Source organism: Yersinia thracica, from assembly GCF_902170565.1.
Classification (GTDB): Bacteria; Pseudomonadota; Gammaproteobacteria; order Enterobacterales; family Enterobacteriaceae; genus Yersinia; species Yersinia thracica.
In genome coordinates, this window is record NZ_CABHXX010000095.1 from 198,141 (window position 1) to 216,150 (window position 18,010).

Below are 18,010 nucleotides of genomic sequence, written 5' to 3' on the forward strand. Positions count from 1 at the left end.
GTTGCAGGAAGGCGGCAATTGAGCGACAAATCGGTCGGGAACCGATTTGAACAGGATTTATGCTGCCCGTAGGGTGAGCCTCAGGGATGAGGCTCATTAGTCCCCAGGAGCTTACATAAGTAAGTGATTGGGGTGAACGAAGGCAGCCAACGCCCATGCAGCTTGAAGAATGACGGGGTATGGTATCAGTCCAGTTATCGCCCCCGAGCCTAATGATTATTTCAAGCGTTGCTGTAAGTAGCGCTCATAATCCGGGATGGCGATGGTCACTTCACTGCTAAATAAGGTGGAGCCAATCAAGAAATCGGCGGTAGAGCGGTTGGTCGCGACCGGAATATTCCACACTGTTGCCAAACGTAGCAGGGCTTTGACATCTGGGTCATGTGGTACGGCATTGAGTGGATCCCAGAAGAAAATCAAAATATCAATTTTCTTCTCAGATATCAGCGCCCCAACTTCCTGATCACCCCCCATTGGGCCACTGAGCAGGCAGCGGACATCAATCCCCGTGGCCTTCTGTACCAGGTTTCCGGTGGTACCCGTTGCATAAAGTTCGTGCTGTGCCAAAAGATCTCTGTTTTCCATGACCCATTCGAGCAGAGATTTTTTGCAATGGTCGTGGGAAACCAGGGCAATGTGTTTACGTGCCGCAATAGTGCGGGTGGTGAGTTCCATCAACTTTTCCTTCAATGTACCCGTCATACTTCAAGCTGCATGGGCGTTGGCTGTCTTCGTTCACCCCAATCACTTACTTATGTAAGCTCTTAGGGATTTACTCAGTTGCCGCCTTCCTGCAACTCGAATTATTTAGGGTATGAGTGCCAGCGGTTTCCAGACAGATTACTGAAATGGTGATTTTGTGCATAGTGGTAACGCCAAGAAATGCGAGGGGACAAGCATAACCTGATGTTTAAGAACGGCCTTGGCTCTACCTCACTACTTTGTGGGTTGTTTTTTAGCCCACAGTAGAAAACGCTGTTGCGTTTCGGCATCGGTTTGCAGGAACCAATATTGCAGCATTTGTTCTGCCACATTCTCACCTTGTAAATTGGTCTTTTTCTGGGCGGTATTTGTGCCTGCAACGGCGATTGTTGTTCCTGGCACAGCACTCACCGGTGAGGGAGGGATCTTGGCAAAAGAGGGAACCGAAGCACTGAATTGCCCGACGTTATAGGTGGCCATTGCCGTTTCAAGGGTTGCAGCAGTATTGAGATTATCCTGATGCAATACATCATAGCGCACCGATAATGGCCGCCCGTTATCACCTATAAGCTGATATATCGGGTTTTTGGAGAACTTACTGGCATCTCGTTCAGTCTCGATAGTGGGCAATTTTATCGCGACTGAACTGATGTTGCGGGTGTTAAATACCACCACTAACGGTGGAGAGGCATATAATATTTTCGGATCAGCCGGAAGAGGTTTTGCAACTTTGAACAAGATTTGATGCTGACCATTATTTAATTCCAAGCTATCAGCCCCTTTGAGCAAGGATCCTGACATATTTTTACCATCGACCACCAACAGGTCAATTTCCGGCGCGAGTTTTAAGGTCGTGGCTATAGCGGAAGCACTACAGCAAACGGCCAGAATCCCTGCGACCACCAGACCAACTTTCATGTGCTACTCCTGAGGGTGATATCCGTTTATATTGTCAGACAGGCTAGATTATGTGTCAAAGTCTTTCCGGTTGCCCATATTTATTTACTTTCTGAAACAAGCAGTATAACTATATTGTTGTTATCTCAATGAATTTAAAGATTAGATCACCAATCTAACCGTTATTCTTGCTATACCTATTAAACCAAATCAATTAGACGGCGTTTATCATCATTTTCTACATGATATACACTTGGTGTCACCTGACATGTGTAAATCCATCTGGATACAAATGGATTGAAATATTCTTTTAGCGCATCAGAGGAACTGAAAATGCACGATAAAGACATTGCTGACATTCTCCAACAGGTAAAGACAATTGCATTAGTGGGGGCAAGTGATAACCCTGCGCGGCCCAGTTATGGTGTTATGGCTTACCTACTACAGCAGGGGTATCAGGTGACGCCTGTCAGCCCCAAACTGGTGGGGAAGACATTACTGGGTCAGCAGGTTTATGCTGAATTGGCCGATATCCCTTATCCTGTTGATATGATTGATGTATTTCGTAACACTGAAGCGGCATATGGCGTTGCGCAGGAAGCCATTGCTATCGGAGCCAAAGTGCTGTGGCTGCAAATTGGTGTGATTAATGAATTAGCGGCAACATTGGCGGCAGATGCAGGGCTAAAAGTTGTTATGGATCGCTGCCCTAAAATTGAAATCCCGCGATTAGGACTCGAGAAAGAGTAATTTTTCTATACCCGTCATCTTTCAAGATGCAGGGGTGTTGGCTGCTATCACTTACCTAAGTCATTGAGTTATCTCAACTCCTTGGGTTCATTCTGTTGCCGCCTACCTGCAGCCCGAAATCTATTGGGTATAAAAACCCGGCAACTAATGCCGGGTTTTATCAATCAGTGCAAAACTTAGTTGCGCAGGCGCGGAGCCTGTAATTGATGGCGGATAGAAGCGGCCAATTCATCTAATGAAGGTTGCTCCGGGTGAGCATCCATATCTTCATAAGTCAGCTGCGCTTCAGCCAGATAAGTATGTATCGGTTGCCCCTCATCATCTTCAATAACCACGTGATACCAAGGTGATGAACGCAAAGTATCATTATTTGCAACTTCATCAGGGGCTGGTGGCTCAAGAGAATATTCAGGATCGATATCAATCACTACACCCAAGTAGCCATGTAGGCTGTGGCGAACCTGTTGCCCAATACCGAATTTGCTGGCGATCATGATAACCTCCGGAGAAACATTACACTGCCATCTATATGAGGGCAGTGTAGGGCATTTCAAGTCACATTATCCGACACGCAAAGCCTTTCAGGTACAAACCCTCAGGATATGTCGCGATAACAGGGTGGTCCGCGGCCTGACGGAACTGCTCTATAAATTGTATATCATGGCCTGCATCTAATGCAGCATCGGCTAAAATTTTCTGGAATAAATCTATTGGCATCAAGCCCGAGCAGGAGAAACTTAATAAGATGCCGCCGGGACGTAATAACTGTATAGCTAACATATTAATATCTTTATAACCACGACAAGCGCTGGCCAGTTGACTTTTATTTTCCACAAATTTCGGTGGGTCCATGATGATCATGTCAAATTTTTCCCCTTGTGCGCGGTAATTACGCAGCAATTGGAACACATCATCACGAACAAACTCGGCTTTGCTCAAGTCTAACTGGTTCAGCTCGACGTTTTGTTTGGCAATATCCAATACTGATTGCGAGGTATCAACACTGATAACTTGCTGGCAATTCCCCATCAACGCCGCGACGGCAAAAGCTCCGGTATAAGAGAAACAGTTCAGAACGCGGCGGCCCTCGGCATAATGACGCGCTGCGAGGCGGCTATCGCGCTGGTCTAAATAAAAGCCTGTTTTATGGCCTTGCTGAATATCAACCAGCAATTGCATGCCGTGCTCAGTGATAGGTAACAGTGCCGGGGGCATTTCGCCACAGACCGTGCCCTGAGTCAGCGGTAAACCTTCTTTTTTACGCACCGAAACATCGGAGCGGTCATAAATAGAGCATTCCGGGTAGCACTGTTGTAATGCGCTGACCAGCGCTGCGCGTTGATATTCAGCCCCTGCCGACAACAATTGCAATACCAGGAAATTTTGGAAGCGGTCAATGGTGATGCCCGGTAGGCCGTCGGATTCACCGGCAATCAGGCGGTAGCCATTCAAACCATCGCGCTGCGCCAACCAATCCCGCCAGGTTTGTGCCCGTTGTAGACGGCGAACAAAAAATTCACTGTCGATAACTTCATCTTGTTGGAACGTCCAGACTCGCGCCACAATTTGTGATTCAGGAGAGTAGGCGGCGCGGGCCAGCCATTTACCCTGACTATCAAGAATATCGATGGTTTCACCGGGAACTGCATTACCTTCAAGGTGTTGTACGGCCCCAGAGAAAATCCATGGATGGCGACGAAGTAAGGATTTTTCACGTCCTTTGGCAAGAAATAGGCGCATTGTAATATTCTTATTAAATCAAAATAGTTGAAATTGATAAGTCATTATCAATCAAAATAAGGCCATTATGATATAGCAATATCATGCCGCTCACTACCACGACGGCCTTGATATCTGGCGGCCATTGGGGCGATTCTGTGTCTAATTGGCGGGCATATTGTGTTCAACAGGGCGACTAAAAACTTTTTCACTACTATATTCAGAGAGCTATAGTATTCATAGTTCTATAGTGACTTTCTTTCTGCCAAGTAGGGACAGCATCATGACGAATAAACAAATTGACTTAGCACTCACAGAAAAACAAAAAGAAGAAATTGACGAGATTGCGCTACAGCGCGTCCAGGCAATGAACAGTGATGAGTTTCTGTGTAATAGCATTGACCAAAAAATTCACTCGATGGAAGAACAGGTGAAATCTTATTTCCAATCGCGTTTTTCATTCCACTTGAACCAGAAGAACAGTGATAAATAGATGCGGGGTTAATATGGCAAAAGTATGCACCGCGGCTTATGTTTATGGTGTAGTTCAAGGTGTAGGGTTTCGCTATAGCACGCAACGGCAAGCACTGGCGTTGGGGGTGACCGGTTATGCCCGCAATTGTGACGATGGCAGTGTAGAAGTGGTGGCTTATGGTGAACAACAGGCGGTCGAGCAACTGATAGCGTGGATTAAACAGGGCGGGCCACGGGGCGCGCGAGTTGATCGCCTGCTGACAGAGCCTCATCCGGCCACGCCATTTGCGACATTTAACATTCGCTACTAGCCGCCCACCCAGAATGTGGCTGCCAATTAAATACATTTCACCGGTTTTGGCAGCCCGGCAATTTTTGTCGCTTGCTTGGCTGGCCCTTTCGGGAATAAACGGTAGAGATAGCGGCTATTACCTTTTTCTTCACCATATTTCTGTGCCATGGCTTTTACCAACATCCGGATGGCCGGTGACGTATTGAATTCCTGATAAAAAGTGCGCACAAAACGCACCACTTCCCAATGAGGTTCAGTGAGGGTAATGCCCTCTTGTTCAGCTAATATCGGGGCCAGAGCTTCACTCCAGTCTGCGCTATTTTTCAGGTAACCTTGCGCGTCGGTATCAATCGTGCGGCCTTCAAACTCCAACATACAACCTCGGTGGTTCAATCAATGAAACGGCTGCTAATTTAGCAAATATTTGCCGGTACCCCAAAGAAGTCTGTGCTGTTGCTGGGTAAAATAGCCTCGAGATAATAGATACTCTGAGCGGTTGTACAGTGAATCATCATCATGACGATTAATTCATCATTCGAGAATCAGATGGCGGCTTTTTGGGCGATTAAACACAAACAAGCTTTACAAGCGGCGGAGCTCTGTTTATAGTTCGGCTCGTTGCGGAGGGGTGGCCGAGTGGCTGAAGGCAACGGTCTTGAAAACCGTCGACGGGTAACCGTTCGAGAGTTCGAATCTCTCCTCCTCCGCCATCATTTCTCTGTTTCCCCTGCTTTCTATCCTTGCTTAACCTCCTGATATACCTTGATTTTATCGGTCATATTTGTTCTTTCTGACATAATAAAACTGGCAAATCCTGCGCCAAAATAATGAACGATAAGTTTTTCAAACTCCCTGTTATTCATCACATCATCCGCAGCAGAAAAAGGTTTAATGACATTTTGGCTAAACCTTATTCTAAACCCTTTTTTTAATGTACTTTTTAACCTATTGATTTTATATAAGAATCCCCAAGGTTTTAAAAAATCATTTTTTATTACTAGGGTTTAATGCGCTTTTATTATCAGTCAGTTATCTGTATTGTTCTACAGTTCACTGCCGCACAGGCAGCTTAGAAATCTATCTGACTTCATATTTCTCCTTTTTCATTCCATACCTCTAAAGAGGTATATATTTGATTTTATGCAAAAATTGTTTGGTGCTGAGTTTTTTTTGAGCTGGTTCATAAAATCAAATACCCATACAAAGAATGTTTGATCTAAAACAAGCATTGTTACTACAACAAATCATTTACTGAAAATCCTCCTTACTATCTCCATAACCCCCACTGGGTGAAATCTGTCATGGGTCTCTCTGGGTGAGTGTTTTACATCCCAGTGCGGGCTTAAAAATAAAAAAATGACTGTCTGGTGCAAGCACCGGCGGCGTCCGGTATGGAAAAACACACTGGAGTACCTATTGTGAGCAAATTTATAAGACAAATGTCGGTAGGGATATTGGCGCTTTTGGTCATCGGAGGGGTGTTTTCTGTGTCGGCAGCACCTACGCCGCCGATTGAGGCCCGCAACGATAAGTTCGCGCAGCAGCATGCGGATCAGTTCTCCTCTTGGTTGAAAACCAAAGAAAGTGGGCCGCGAGAAGATGCTTTGGCCGAAGATCCTAATCTGGTGATTCTGTGGGCGGGTTATCCTTTCGCCAAAGATTACAACAAACCGCGCGGGCATGCTTATGCCGTCACTGATGTGCGGGAAACCTTGCGTACCGCGGCCCCTAAAACTGCTGAAGACGGTCCATTGCCCATGGCATGTTGGAGCTGTAAAAGCCCGGATGTCGCCCGCTTAATCAATGAGCAGGGGGAAGAGGGCTATTTCAAAGGAACATGGGCCAGAGGCGGCCCGGAAGTGGTCAATCAGTTGGGATGCGCCGATTGCCATGACACCGCCTCGGCCGATTTTGCGGCGGGCAAACCCGCATTGGTGCTATCACGCCCCTATATTGATCGCGCGCTGCAATCTATCAACAAACCTTTCGAGCATGCCAGCCGTCTGGATCAACAGTCTATGGTGTGCAGCCAGTGCCATGTGGAATATCACTTCGCCGGTAAAGATAAAGCTGTGAAACTCCCTTGGGATCAAGGGACTGATGTGGATTCGATGGAGAAATATTACGACAAAATTGCTTTCTCTGATTGGGTTCACCCGCTGTCAAAAGCCCCTCTGCTGAAAGCGCAACATCCTGAATACGAAACCTGGCGTGCAGGTATTCACGGTAAAAATAATGTCAGTTGCGTTGATTGCCATATGCCGACAATCCAAAATGCGGCGGGTAAAGTGTATACCGATCATCAAATCCGCAATCCCTTTGATAGCTTCGAAACCACCTGTGTTAACTGCCATACCCAAGATAAAAAAACCTTGCAAGATATTGTCGCTGAACGCAAAGCCAGCATTCAGGAGTTGAAACTGAATGTTGAGAAACAGTTGGTTCATGCGCATTACGAGGCCAAAGCGGCCTGGGATGCCGGGGCGACTGAGCAAGAAATGCAGCCGATTTTGCAGGATATTCGCCATGCGCAGTGGCGCTGGGATTACGCCATTGCCTCCCACGGTATTCATATGCATGCACCGGATGTGGGGCTGCGGGTCCTCGGCGGCGCGTTGAATAAAGCCGCCGACGCCCGCACCAAATTGGCTCGTTTACTGGCCACCAAGGGGATTAGCCACGAAATTCCACTGCCGGATATCTCCACCAAACTCAATGCGCAAAAAGCGCTGGGGATGGACATGGATAAGCTGAACAGTGAGAAACAGGAGTTTCTGCAACAAGTGGTGCCAGCCTGGGACGCAGAAGCCAAAAAAGCGGGCCGTTTGAGCCAGTAAAAGGCGTTCCGGTGGGGTAAAACACCTGCCGGAGCTATTCCAGAGACAAACTAGCCCCCACTTGGGGCTATAGCAAAGGTGGAATAACTATGCGCGTTTTACCTTCATTCTGTTCAGCAGTGTTGCTGGTAGTGTTGGCTCTGTACACGCTGCCCACACTCGCCACAACATCGGCTGAACCGCCGAAACCCGCCGACTCGCGCCATGTGGTGGAGCCGCAGCGCAACCCGGATGCAGCTTGTGTCCAATGCCATAAAGAACAAAAAGATGAGTTGCACGGCAAACATGCCACGGCCATCAACCCAAATACTCAACTGGCGGTAACGTGCACCAATTGCCATGGAAAAGCATCAATACTGCACCGAAATGGCGTCAAAGATGTGATGCGTTTTAATAGCGATATGTTGAATGCCGATAAGGCGATGTTCAGTGTGTCACAACAAAACAGTGTTTGTATGAGTTGTCATCAGCCGGAAAAATTACGCGAAGCATTCTGGCCACATGATGTGCATATGCTGAAACTTTCTTGTGTCAGTTGTCATCAGTTGCATCCCAAAACAGATCCAATGCATGGGCTGGATGATAAAGGGCGGGTCAAAATCTGTGTGGATTGCCATCGCCGTCAGCAGGAGTTGCTCCCTAAGGATGCGCCATGAAGACCAATCGTCGTCACTTTATCGTCAGTATGGGGGCGCTGATTTTTATGACCGGCTCATCTGGGCGGCCATTGGCGCTGAGCGGCACGATTGATGGTGTTCGTTACGGTATGTTGCATGACGAAACCCACTGCATTGGCTGCACCGCCTGTATGGATGCTTGCCGTGAAGTCAATCAGGTGCCCGCCGGTGTTTCGCGCTTAAGTATTATCCGCAGTCAGCCGATTGGCGAATTCCCGGCGGTGAAATATCAGTTTTACCGCCACTCTTGCCAGCATTGTGATAAAGCGCCGTGTGTCGATGTTTGCCCCACCGGAGCTTCTTATCGCGATAAGGCGACCGGAATTGTTGACGTCGATCCTGACCTTTGCGTCGGGTGCCAGTATTGCATCGCGGCCTGTCCGTATCGGGTTCGTTTTATTCATCCAGTGACGAAAACCGCCGACAAATGCGATTTTTGCCGCAAAACTAATCTCAAGCAGGGCAAACAACCGGCTTGTGTCTTGTCGTGCCCAACTAAAGCACTGGTTTTTGGCAATTTGGATGATGCTAACAGTGAATTAGTGAAGCTGCTGCATCAGCGCAGGGTCTATCGCGCCAAGTTACATCTGGGAACACGACCGAAACTTTACCGTGTTCCTTTCCAGTATGGGGAGATAACCGGATGAGTCCTGCACTGAATACGCCCTTTCATTTTGAGTCATTAGTCTGGGACTGGCCGATTGCTATCTATCTGTTTTTAATCGGGGTTTCAGCCGGCATGGTGGTAGTGAGCTTGCTGGTTAAGTGGCGCGTCTTGGGGGAGGATGCCGCGCAAAGTGGCTTGCTAAAATCCACCGCGATTATTGCGCCACTGGCGGTTATCGCGGGTTTGCTTATTTTGATCCTGCACCTGACCCGGCCCTGGACTTTCTGGAAGCTGATGTTTTTCTACAGCAGCAGCTCGGTGATGTCATTGGGCGTCATGTTATTTCAGATCTATATGCTGGTGTTATTGGTTTGGTTGGCGGTGATATTCCGCCGGGGAATAACGACATTTTTACAGCCTTACCCTAAGTTGAGCTGGATTAGCGCGCTACTGAATAAACTGGCCCCAATTGAACGCAAGCTTGAGCCGTTAATGATGTTTCTGGCGGTCGCGTTAGGGGCTTATACCGGTTTTCTGTTATCCGCGTTAAAGAGCTACCCACTGTTGAATAACCCGGTATTGCCGGTGTTATTCCTGTTTTCGGGGGTGTCTTCCGGTATCGCCGCCATGGTGTTGTGCTCGGTAGTTTTTTTCAAAGAGCCGCTCCATAGCCCGGCATTGGCTTTTGTTCATCGATTGGAAAAACCGGTGGTTTGGTTGGAGCTTTTTCTGCTGTTGGCTTTTTTTACCGGGCTATGGTTCGGCGGTGGACAGAAAGAAGTGGCGGTGACAGTTGCCCTCGGCGACGGTTTCTGGGCGCTAATGTTCTGGTTCTGGGTGATAGGCTGCGGCATGGTGCTGCCATTGGCCCTAAACCGCTATTGCAGCCATAACCTGCGCCACCGAGTCTCATTCCTGCTCACCGTTTCCGGTTTAAGTTTGTTCGGCGTATTCGTTTTGCGTTTTTTCATTCTTTATGCCGGTCAGATGACCTTGGTCTGATGAGAAATGGTGTGATGGAGAAATGGTCTGATGGATAAGATTGAGTGATGGATAAAATTCTATGACAGGAGAATTTGGGCTGCTTTCACTGCTGGCGGCGGCGTCACTGGCGCTATTGCTCGGTTGTGTGCCCTTTATAGCTTTGTATGGGCGGCGAATGCCATTGCTTGTCTGGCTGCCGTCGCTCAGCTATGGCGTGACTTTATTGATTACATTGGCGATGTTGGCTCTGGGTTGGTGCTTTGTCACCGATGATTTTTCGGTGTTGTATGTTGCCCAGCACGCCAATAGTCAGCTGCCGCTGTTTTATAAAATTGCGGCAATCTGGGGCGGGCACGAAGGCTCCATGTTATTTCTGCTGTTTGCACTGGGCTTGTGGAGCAGCGCACTGACACTCTTTCGCCGCCATTTTCCGTTGCGATTTTTTGCCCGCTCATTGGGTGTGATGGGCTGGCTGCTGGTTGCCTTCAGCGTATTTATCCTCTTTTTCTCCAACCCCTTTGTGCGATTATTCCCCACCTTAGCGCAGGGGCGCGATTTGAACCCGATGCTGCAAGATCTCGCGCTGATATTTCACCCTCCGCTGCTGTATCTGGGTTATAGCGGTTTTGCTATCAGTTTTGCTTTTGCGGTCGCGACATTGCTTGAGGGCAAAAGTAGCCAAAATATAGCGCGCTACAGCCGCCCATGGGTGCTGGCGGCTTGGGGTTTATTGAGTATCGGGATTTTACTGGGCGCTTGGTGGGCATACAGTGAATTGGGCTGGGGAGGCTGGTGGTTCTGGGACCCGGTAGAAAATGCGTCATTATTACCCTGGCTGACCAGCACGGCATTATTGCATGTTTTGGCTATCAGTGAGCGGCGCGGTTTGTATCATCAATGGGGCATTTTGCTGTCATTGGTGACATTTCAACTCTGCTTGTTAGGGACATTTATCGTCCGCTCCGGCGTGTTGACCTCAGTTCATGCTTTTGCGGTTGATAGCGCCCGTGGCGGGGCTTTATTGGCGCTATTCGGCATGGTGACATTGATTTCTTTGATGTTATTTGCACTGCGGGTGCGGGGTAATCATCGCACGGCTGATTTCGCGCTATTTTCTTTGGAAACCTTGCTGCTGGCGGCGCTAGTGTTACTCAGTATCGCGGCGGTCACAGTGTTGATTGGTACTTTATATCCTTTAATTTTCAGCGCATTAGGTTTGGGGTCACTCTCTGTTGGTGCGCCTTATTTTAACCAAACACTGACGCCTTTTGTGTTGCTGTTGTTATTGCTGATGGGGGCCGCGCCATTTGCTGATTGGCAGCAAAGCCGCAAAATCCCGCGCTGGCGTCTGGCGGTTCCTGCCTTATTGGCTATCTCGGGGGCGCTATTCAGTGCGGGCTGGTTTCAATCACATTCACATTCACAATGGCAGCCAGCCATGATACCGGGTGTCACACTGGCCCTGTGGGCATTATTTGCCCCGCTGTTTGCCGCCAGGATCCGCTGGCGCTCATGGTTGATTCATGGCGGGGTAGCCATCAGCTTGCTGAGTATGCTGTTTGCTTCCTATCACTCGACGGAGCTGGGCAGCCGTATGTCCCCTGGTCGCGAAGCAACATTGGCGGGCTACCAACTGACTTATCAGCAAACTGAATTACTGGTCGGCCCGAATTATACCAGTGAGCGGGCGCATATCAGGGTGAGTCAGCATGGGCGACCCATCACCACATTGTTACCTGAGCGGCGGCATTATACCGCGCGTGAAATGTTGATGATTGAGCCGGCGATAGCCAGTGGCCCCTTGGCCGATTTTTATGCCGTGTTAGGGGATAATCTGTCTGCCGGGGAGTATAGCGTGCGTTTATATCATAAGCCGATGGTCAGTTGGATTTGGGGCGGCGCAGTGATAATGGTGTTCGGCGGCGTGCTGACACTGTGGCGTAGATCCAAACCTGCCAGTGATATTGTGGAGGACAAATGAAACAGCGGTGGCCTTGGTTGCTGGTCCCAGTGCTGGCCTTTTTCTTAGGATTGGTGCTCTACAGCGGCCTAAATCGTGACCCGCATCATATTGAGTTAGCAGAGAAAAACCGGCCAATCCCCGAATTTTCATTATCTGAATTACAGCAACCAGAACAAAAAATAACGCGGAGCCAACTGCTGGGGAAAGTGACGGTGATTAATGTATGGGCCAGTTGGTGCGCCAGTTGCAAACAAGAGCTGGCGGTATTAGGCCAAATTGCTAACAGCTTAAAGAGTGCCAACAGCCTGAATAAAGTACAGTTTTACGGGTTGAATTACCGCGATGATCGCCAGGCGGCATTGAATACACTCCACCGCTACAGTAATCCTTATCAAAAGAATCTTTATGACCCACAAGGGATTTTAGCGCTGGCGATGGGAGTGTATGGCACCCCCGAAACCTGGCTGATTGATGCTAATGGTGTTATTCGCCAGCGCTATGCGGGTGAGATGACATTAGAAATATGGCAACAGCAGTTTATGCCATTACTGGCGCAATGGGCTAAGGCGGAAACACCATGAAAACCCTGTTGCTGCTGTTATCACTGGTTTTCTCGCCATGGGTGTTGGCCGATTTGGTGGATACTTACCACTTTAGTTCGCCACAAAATCAACAACAAGCGCTAGCTCTGGCAAAAGAATTACGTTGCCCGCAATGTCAGAATCAAAACTTATTGGAATCAACATCACCCATCGCGCAGGACTTGCGCTTAGAAGTCTACCGCTTGGTGGAAGCGGGGCACAGTTCTCAGGAAATTATGGCCCTAATGACACAGCGCTATGGTGATTTTGTGCTTTATCGGCCGCCGGTGCGCAGTGCCACACTGATACTGTGGTTTGGGCCGGGAGTGCTGCTGGCCTGTGTGTTAGGCGGGTTAGTGCTACGCATTCGAAATCGAGCGGCCTCAGGTTCGAGAGGGGGGCGCTGATGATATTGGCAATCGGGATGGCGATATTATTGCTCATGATTTTAAGCGGCATATGGTGGCCTTGGTCAAGGCAATATGGCCGTCTGAGTTGGTGCTGGCCGTTGGGGTTGAGCTTGTTGCTCCCGACACTTATTCTGTTGGGATATCAGCAACTAGGCCACTATGCCGCGGTGCAGCAGGAGGTTTTACGCCAGCAAGAAGCGACGCGATTGAACAATATGTTGGATAAGCAAAGCAGCGACCCAACATTATTTCTATTACAGCAGCGTATCCGGCAGTCACCTGATAACAGCGAACTCTGGTTTAGTTTGGCTCAATATTATTTGTATCAGAATGAATTTGAGGACGCGCTGGTAGCATTGCAGCAGACAGAACGTTTGCAGGGGGCGAGTGCTTCAATAGATGCTGCCCGAGCGACTCTGTTTTATTATCAGTCAGGGCAAAAAATGACTGAGGATGTGACCTATTGGCTACAGCAAGCACTGGCAAAAGACCCGCTGCAATATACCGCACTGATGTTGCAAGCCAATGATAACTTTATTCATGCCAAGTATGCGCAAGCTATTGTTATCTGGCAGAAAATACTCGAAATCCCTCATCCTGATGTCGATCGCGCGATGATTATCCGAGCCATGACTTTAGCTCGGGCATTGCAGTAGAGTCGTCATCCAATAAAACTCTGTTGTAGCCAAATAATAGACAAAAAAAACCCTTACCAATCTCATTTGGTAAGGGATGCCAATTCGGCCAACACCAGGGAAACATTATAACCGGTTACTTATCATACGATTAATTTAGGTTACTCAAATGACTTAAGTCAAGTTTATCAAAATTACATTAATATGTTTAATGTTTATATGTTTTTGAAGAATATTTTTTTTACGCTCTTAGCGGCATTAATAGACTTGAAAGTAAGCGGCGGTTTAAATGCGCGACAGGCGACAAGATAAATCGTGAATTGTGACGATAAAATCGTCCGGGCAGGGCTGTCACACAGCAAAGATTTTTGCGGGTTTTGGCATCCAGATGCGCTATAGGTGCGGAGCAATAATCTTATTGGCATCTTTTTAGGAGAAAAGTGACATTAGACAGGACTTTTATACCAGAAATGGTTATAACGAAACAATGTTTCATTTCTTGTTCGAAAGGATGTTGACGTGGACCGGAGTCCTCCGCTTTTTACCCATAAAAAATTTGTTTTTCTTGTCGCGACATTTTGTTGTCTTCTTTGGGGTAGTGCCTATCCGGCGATAAAGAATGGCTATGCGCTGTTTCATATTGCACCCGATGATATTCCGAGCAAGATGGTATTTGCGGGTTATCGTTTTTTATTGGCCGGAATAGTGTTGCTGCTTTTTGCTGTGGTCAGCGGCAAGGCGATTGGCCGCCTCAAGAAAAGCCAATATAAGCAAATTGCTCTATTGGGGCTAACACAGACAACCTTACAGTATGTGTTTTTCTATATTGGTCTGGCCTACACCACGGGGGTTAAAGGCTCTATCATGAATGCGACCGGCACATTTTTCAGTGTGCTATTAGCGCATTATATTTATAAAAATGACCGTCTGACATTCAATAAAATCATTGGATGCGCTTTAGGCTTTGCCGGTGTCATGGTGGTGAATTTTGGTTCCGATATAATGGACTTTAATTTCACCTTGATGGGCGAGGGTTGTGTGGTGTTGGCGGCTTTTATTCTGTCTGCTGCCAGTATTTATGGTAAACGGATTTCACAAACCATGGATACCACTGTGATGACGGGGTATCAGTTGGCGATCGGCGGGTTAGTATTAACGCTGGGCGGCTATCTCTTTGGCGGCTATTTAAGTGATTTTGGTTGGCAGGCATTATTGTTGCTGGGCTATTTGGTGCTGTTGTCTTCAGCTGCATTTGCGCTGTGGAGCTTATTGCTAAAATATAATCGAGTCGGCATGGTAGCGCCATTCAATTTCCTTATCCCCGTTTCTGGTGCGGTGTTGTCCGCCATTTTCCTGAACGAAAGTATTTTGGAATGGAAAAATGCCATTGCTCTGGTATTAGTCTGTGTGGGGATTGTTTTGGTTAATAAAATTAAATCGGTATAGCAGAAAACTGTCAAAGATGATCAAAAGTTAATCATGTAAAATGTTCGCTGTAATGGATGATTACAGCGAATAAAAGTATGACTCTTCCCATCATGGCTAAGGGGATATGTCATTTACTCTGTTCTTTATTGATCAATATCTGGCATTGCTTAATAATAGATAAGAAGGGTATCAAATTTTGTTCAAAAGCGTGTGATATTAATGCAATATTTTCTGGCTCATGTTGCAAGATGGCTGCATAGCTATCACATTGATTCATTAGCTCCTCAAACTGAAGCAAACTTAACATCCTTTTAATATTATGGACGATCTCGAGCCTGGCTTCTTTATCTTCAGGATGCGTGTTTTGTAATTGTTGGATATTTTCACTCACGGAATCTGATAGAACATTGACTATAGCTAATAGCGTGTTCTGGTTCCCATAAGCATTTTTCTCTAATAGTGTGAGTAATTTGTAGGTCTGTCGTGATGACTTAATATTGTCTAGTATCTCTTGTAGCTGTTCAATCGATAATGGCTTAGCGATTAGCCCAACCGCGCCAAGTGCTAAACTCTTCTCTTCAATTTCTTTTTCAACGCGATCAGTATAAATATAGCAAGGTGGCGGATATTTGGTAGATTCTGCCAGTGTTTTTAGTACGTCGTAGCCTGTAATGTTTTTCATGGTTAAGTTAGTGATAACAGCATCAAGCGCCCCTTTGTTTGATAACTGTTTCACTTCAAGCAATTCATTGGTATCGCTAACATTAACATTATATTCTAAGAGTTGAGCCTTAAGTAACAACTTACTGATGGAGTTATCGTCAATAATCGCAATATGAAGCATACTATAATTACGGTCATCCGCATTTTCTTTCGCAGTTGTAAATGTAATATCTGTTTTTTTACTGTGTATAGCATCAAACCAACCACCAATTAACATGACTGGTTGCTTATCGCTACTTTGAGTCGGTGATATCCATTGCCTAATGTAAAAATCAATATTTGAAATTTCATACATTTGACCAGAATTAATCTCTTTGTTAGTTGAGTATGCAGTCTCGTGTAATTCCATTATTTTTGACAAACTGTTTGGTGCCAGAGATTTAATGTTTTGTAATGATTTAATACTGTTAGGATCGTTGATTGAAAGGAACGCATAAAATGCTTTGTTGGCTAAAATAATATCGCCATTAACCTTCACTTTATAAAGCGGGGCCGGGTTTGCATCTATAATTTCTTTTAAGTTACTGTTATATAACTCTAAATCATTCTTGCGCCGTTTTCTTAGGCGATTATTGATATAAAAAATCACGCTAATCACTGCTATAACAGCTAATACTGATAAAGTCAGGTAAATAATAGCAGGGATTCTTGGCGCAATGGTAGATGGAGGTGTAATTGATTTTGACCAGTGATAGTCGATCATCTCTAAATTGTTATAGGGTAATGTAAGCATGACATTTTTAATAATATCATTAAGGATTGTGTATTTACGATTAATTGTGAATGCTATAACCGCCGGTGGGTTTGTCAATTGGTATTCTTTTAATTGTTTTTCGTAAAAATATTTAATCCAATAAGATGATACAATTTTAGGCATGATGGCAACATCTGCTTTATTATTAACTATGGCACTTAATAAATCTAATTCGGAACCTTCAATAGTGATTATTTCTGATTTGGGAAATTCAGCCGCAATTTCCTGTATTACTTTCTGGCCCTTTACTAGTACAATGCGCTTACCATTGATGTTTTTTGAGCTTTGTATATCGCTATCATTCGCCCTTACAACTGCTACGAATCTTGAAATATAAAATGGCGGGCTGAAAATGGTATTAGGTGTATAATTTGAAGTAACACTACGATGAGCCCCCATATCGGCCTTTCCTAATGATACATATTCAATCATTTCCCCCAGGGATTCGACAAAAACGGGTTTAAATTTAAGACCGGTACTGGCTGAAACAATCTCCAAAAGTTGTGCCGATAACCCACTGAAATTACCTTCATCGTCCTGATACCCTATTGGATAAGAGTATTTAGGCACCGCAACAATGATGGTTTTTTTCTCTGCCACCCATTCTTTTTGCTCGGGAGTTAGTTGAATTTTTTGATAGTTACCTAATTGGGCATAATTAAGCCAATACATCTCATCATCATTAGGATATTTAGACGACTTCTCTAACATGAAGGAACTCAGTGTATTAAATAATTTTTTGTCAATTGAGGGGGTTAAGGCAAAAATGAATTTTGTATCATAATTATATGTTAACGGAGCATATTGAATGTCTATTGCGTTTTCTTGCACTATACGGTTAGTGTTAAAAATACCCGCAACATAAATAGAATAGGGATCTGCCAGTAAAACCTTTAGAACTTCGGCCTCTGGCTGATCTTCTATTATTTGAGCATGAGGATAAATCTTTTTCAGGCTTTCAGCGGAAATCTGTTGTGAGAGTGAATAGACTGTTTTTATGTCTCTCTGGCGCTGGCTGTTTTGTAGTTTATAAAGGCGAGTTTGCCAAAAAACCGGTGAGTTAATTGCAATTTTACATTGTGTTATTTGAGTAAACCCAATAGCAATACTGATTTTTCCGCTTTCTAAATCATCACATAAATCATTTTTATTTTTATAATGAACATATTCAAATTGAAAATTATTTTTTTCGCTGAATTGATTGAGATAATCGACAGCTAACCCGCTGGGCGGTGAAGTTCCTTCGCGAAACAATAATGGAGATAGGTTATCAAGATAACCGACATTGACTAATGTCCTGATTATTTCTTGTGGGGCAGCAACAGCACCATAGGTTAGAGATGTCAGGATAATGAGAATGATACCGGTTAAAAAATTTTTCATAATGACTGGCTCTTTATATAGCCTGAGTGTAAAAACCGGGCTGAATTTAGGGTTTTAGTGCTTGAGTTTGTATTCTTGACCGTGGAGAAGAAATCACTCTGACATTAGAGTTACCAGACGAATTTATAATGTTATCTGTCAGCTTATACTCACGACCTTTGAGCGAAAGCATAGAGAGAATAATTAACTACGGC

The 18,010-nt window shown here is 45.8% G+C and carries 18 protein-coding genes and 1 tRNA gene; 13 read left to right on the forward strand and 6 right to left on the reverse strand.

Features of this window, described 5'->3' with window-relative positions:
* Positions 1–216: 216 nt before the first annotated feature.
* Positions 217–675 (reverse strand): methylglyoxal synthase, encoded by a 459-nt coding sequence (locus tag FTA91_RS13810; RefSeq protein ID WP_050115701.1) that lies wholly within the window; start codon positions 673–675, stop codon positions 217–219.
* 261 nt (positions 676–936) lie between these two features.
* Complete coding sequence (locus FTA91_RS13815) at positions 937–1,620, reverse strand: DUF2057 family protein (RefSeq protein WP_050115702.1); 684 nt, start codon at positions 1,618–1,620, stop codon at positions 937–939.
* 312 nt (positions 1,621–1,932) lie between these two features.
* Here FTA91_RS13815 and FTA91_RS13820 point away from each other — a divergent pair, with 312 nt between their 5' ends.
* Complete coding sequence (locus tag FTA91_RS13820; RefSeq protein WP_050115703.1) at positions 1,933–2,349, forward strand: CoA-binding protein; 417 nt, start codon at positions 1,933–1,935, stop codon at positions 2,347–2,349.
* Positions 2,350–2,525: 176 nt separating this feature from the next.
* Here the strand turns inward: FTA91_RS13820 and hspQ are convergent, their stop codons facing one another.
* Positions 2,526–2,843 (reverse strand): heat shock protein HspQ, encoded by a 318-nt coding sequence (gene hspQ, locus FTA91_RS13825; protein WP_050115704.1) that lies wholly within the window; start codon positions 2,841–2,843, stop codon positions 2,526–2,528.
* A 61-nt stretch (positions 2,844–2,904) separates the two neighbouring features.
* Positions 2,905–4,095 carry a 23S rRNA (cytosine(1962)-C(5))-methyltransferase RlmI gene (rlmI, locus tag FTA91_RS13830; protein ID WP_174634649.1) on the reverse strand — a complete coding sequence of 397 codons (1,191 nt, stop codon included), beginning with the start codon at positions 4,093–4,095 and terminating at the stop codon, positions 2,905–2,907.
* Between the two features lie 256 nt (positions 4,096–4,351).
* Between rlmI and FTA91_RS13835 the strand changes: the two genes are divergently transcribed.
* The gene (locus FTA91_RS13835; RefSeq protein WP_050115706.1) at positions 4,352–4,561 is read left to right on the forward strand and encodes a hypothetical protein; all 210 of its coding nucleotides are present in this window, start codon (positions 4,352–4,354) and stop codon (positions 4,559–4,561) included.
* 13 nt (positions 4,562–4,574) lie between these two features.
* Positions 4,575–4,853, forward strand: coding sequence for an acylphosphatase (gene yccX / locus FTA91_RS13840; RefSeq protein ID WP_050115707.1), 279 nt, complete (start codon positions 4,575–4,577; stop codon positions 4,851–4,853).
* 26 nt (positions 4,854–4,879) lie between these two features.
* On the opposite strand, the gene tusE is transcribed toward yccX, so the two are convergent.
* Positions 4,880–5,209, reverse strand: coding sequence for a sulfurtransferase TusE (gene tusE, locus FTA91_RS13845; protein ID WP_050115708.1), 330 nt, complete (start codon positions 5,207–5,209; stop codon positions 4,880–4,882).
* A 247-nt stretch (positions 5,210–5,456) separates the two neighbouring features.
* On the opposite strand from tusE, the gene FTA91_RS13850 reads away from it, so the two are divergent.
* The 10 genes from FTA91_RS13850 (at position 5,457) to FTA91_RS13895 (ending at position 14,974) form a co-directional block, all read left to right on the forward strand.
* Positions 5,457–5,544, forward strand: a tRNA-Ser gene (locus tag FTA91_RS13850).
* 729 nt (positions 5,545–6,273) lie between these two features.
* The gene (gene nrfA, locus FTA91_RS13855) at positions 6,274–7,671 is read left to right on the forward strand and encodes an ammonia-forming nitrite reductase cytochrome c552 subunit (protein ID WP_050115709.1); all 1,398 of its coding nucleotides are present in this window, start codon (positions 6,274–6,276) and stop codon (positions 7,669–7,671) included.
* 89 nt (positions 7,672–7,760) lie between these two features.
* Entirely contained in the window at positions 7,761–8,327 is a 567-nt protein-coding gene (gene nrfB, locus FTA91_RS13860; protein WP_050115710.1) for a cytochrome c nitrite reductase pentaheme subunit, read from the forward strand.
* Positions 8,324–8,995 (forward strand): cytochrome c nitrite reductase Fe-S protein, encoded by a 672-nt coding sequence (gene nrfC / locus FTA91_RS13865; RefSeq protein ID WP_145536192.1) that lies wholly within the window; start codon positions 8,324–8,326, stop codon positions 8,993–8,995. Before nrfB ends, nrfC begins: the two co-directional genes overlap by 4 nt.
* The gene (gene nrfD / locus FTA91_RS13870; RefSeq protein WP_050115712.1) at positions 8,992–9,957 is read left to right on the forward strand and encodes a cytochrome c nitrite reductase subunit NrfD; all 966 of its coding nucleotides are present in this window, start codon (positions 8,992–8,994) and stop codon (positions 9,955–9,957) included. Before nrfC ends, nrfD begins: the two co-directional genes overlap by 4 nt.
* A 61-nt stretch (positions 9,958–10,018) precedes the next feature.
* Positions 10,019–11,920 (forward strand): heme lyase CcmF/NrfE family subunit, encoded by a 1,902-nt coding sequence (locus FTA91_RS13875; protein ID WP_145583504.1) that lies wholly within the window; start codon positions 10,019–10,021, stop codon positions 11,918–11,920.
* Positions 11,917–12,483: a DsbE family thiol:disulfide interchange protein gene (locus tag FTA91_RS13880; RefSeq protein WP_050115714.1), complete on the forward strand. Its 567-nt coding sequence runs from the start codon at positions 11,917–11,919 to the stop codon at positions 12,481–12,483. Before FTA91_RS13875 ends, FTA91_RS13880 begins: the two co-directional genes overlap by 4 nt.
* On the forward strand, positions 12,480–12,890 hold the full coding sequence (nrfF, locus tag FTA91_RS13885) for a heme lyase NrfEFG subunit NrfF (RefSeq protein ID WP_050115715.1): 411 nt from the start codon (positions 12,480–12,482) through the stop codon (positions 12,888–12,890). Before FTA91_RS13880 ends, nrfF begins: the two co-directional genes overlap by 4 nt.
* Positions 12,890–13,549 carry a TPR domain-containing protein gene (locus FTA91_RS13890; RefSeq protein WP_145583506.1) on the forward strand — a complete coding sequence of 220 codons (660 nt, stop codon included), beginning with the start codon at positions 12,890–12,892 and terminating at the stop codon, positions 13,547–13,549. The genes nrfF and FTA91_RS13890 overlap by 1 nt, the downstream gene beginning before the upstream one ends.
* A 498-nt stretch (positions 13,550–14,047) precedes the next feature.
* A complete protein-coding gene (locus FTA91_RS13895; protein WP_050115717.1) occupies positions 14,048–14,974 on the forward strand; it encodes a DMT family transporter in 927 nt (308 codons plus the stop codon).
* A gap of 109 nt (positions 14,975–15,083) precedes the next feature.
* Here FTA91_RS13895 and FTA91_RS13900 read toward each other — a convergent pair whose 3' ends face one another.
* On the reverse strand, positions 15,084–17,816 hold the full coding sequence (locus FTA91_RS13900) for a transporter substrate-binding domain-containing protein (protein WP_050115718.1): 2,733 nt from the start codon (positions 17,814–17,816) through the stop codon (positions 15,084–15,086).
* Positions 17,817–18,010 lie beyond the last annotated feature (194 nt).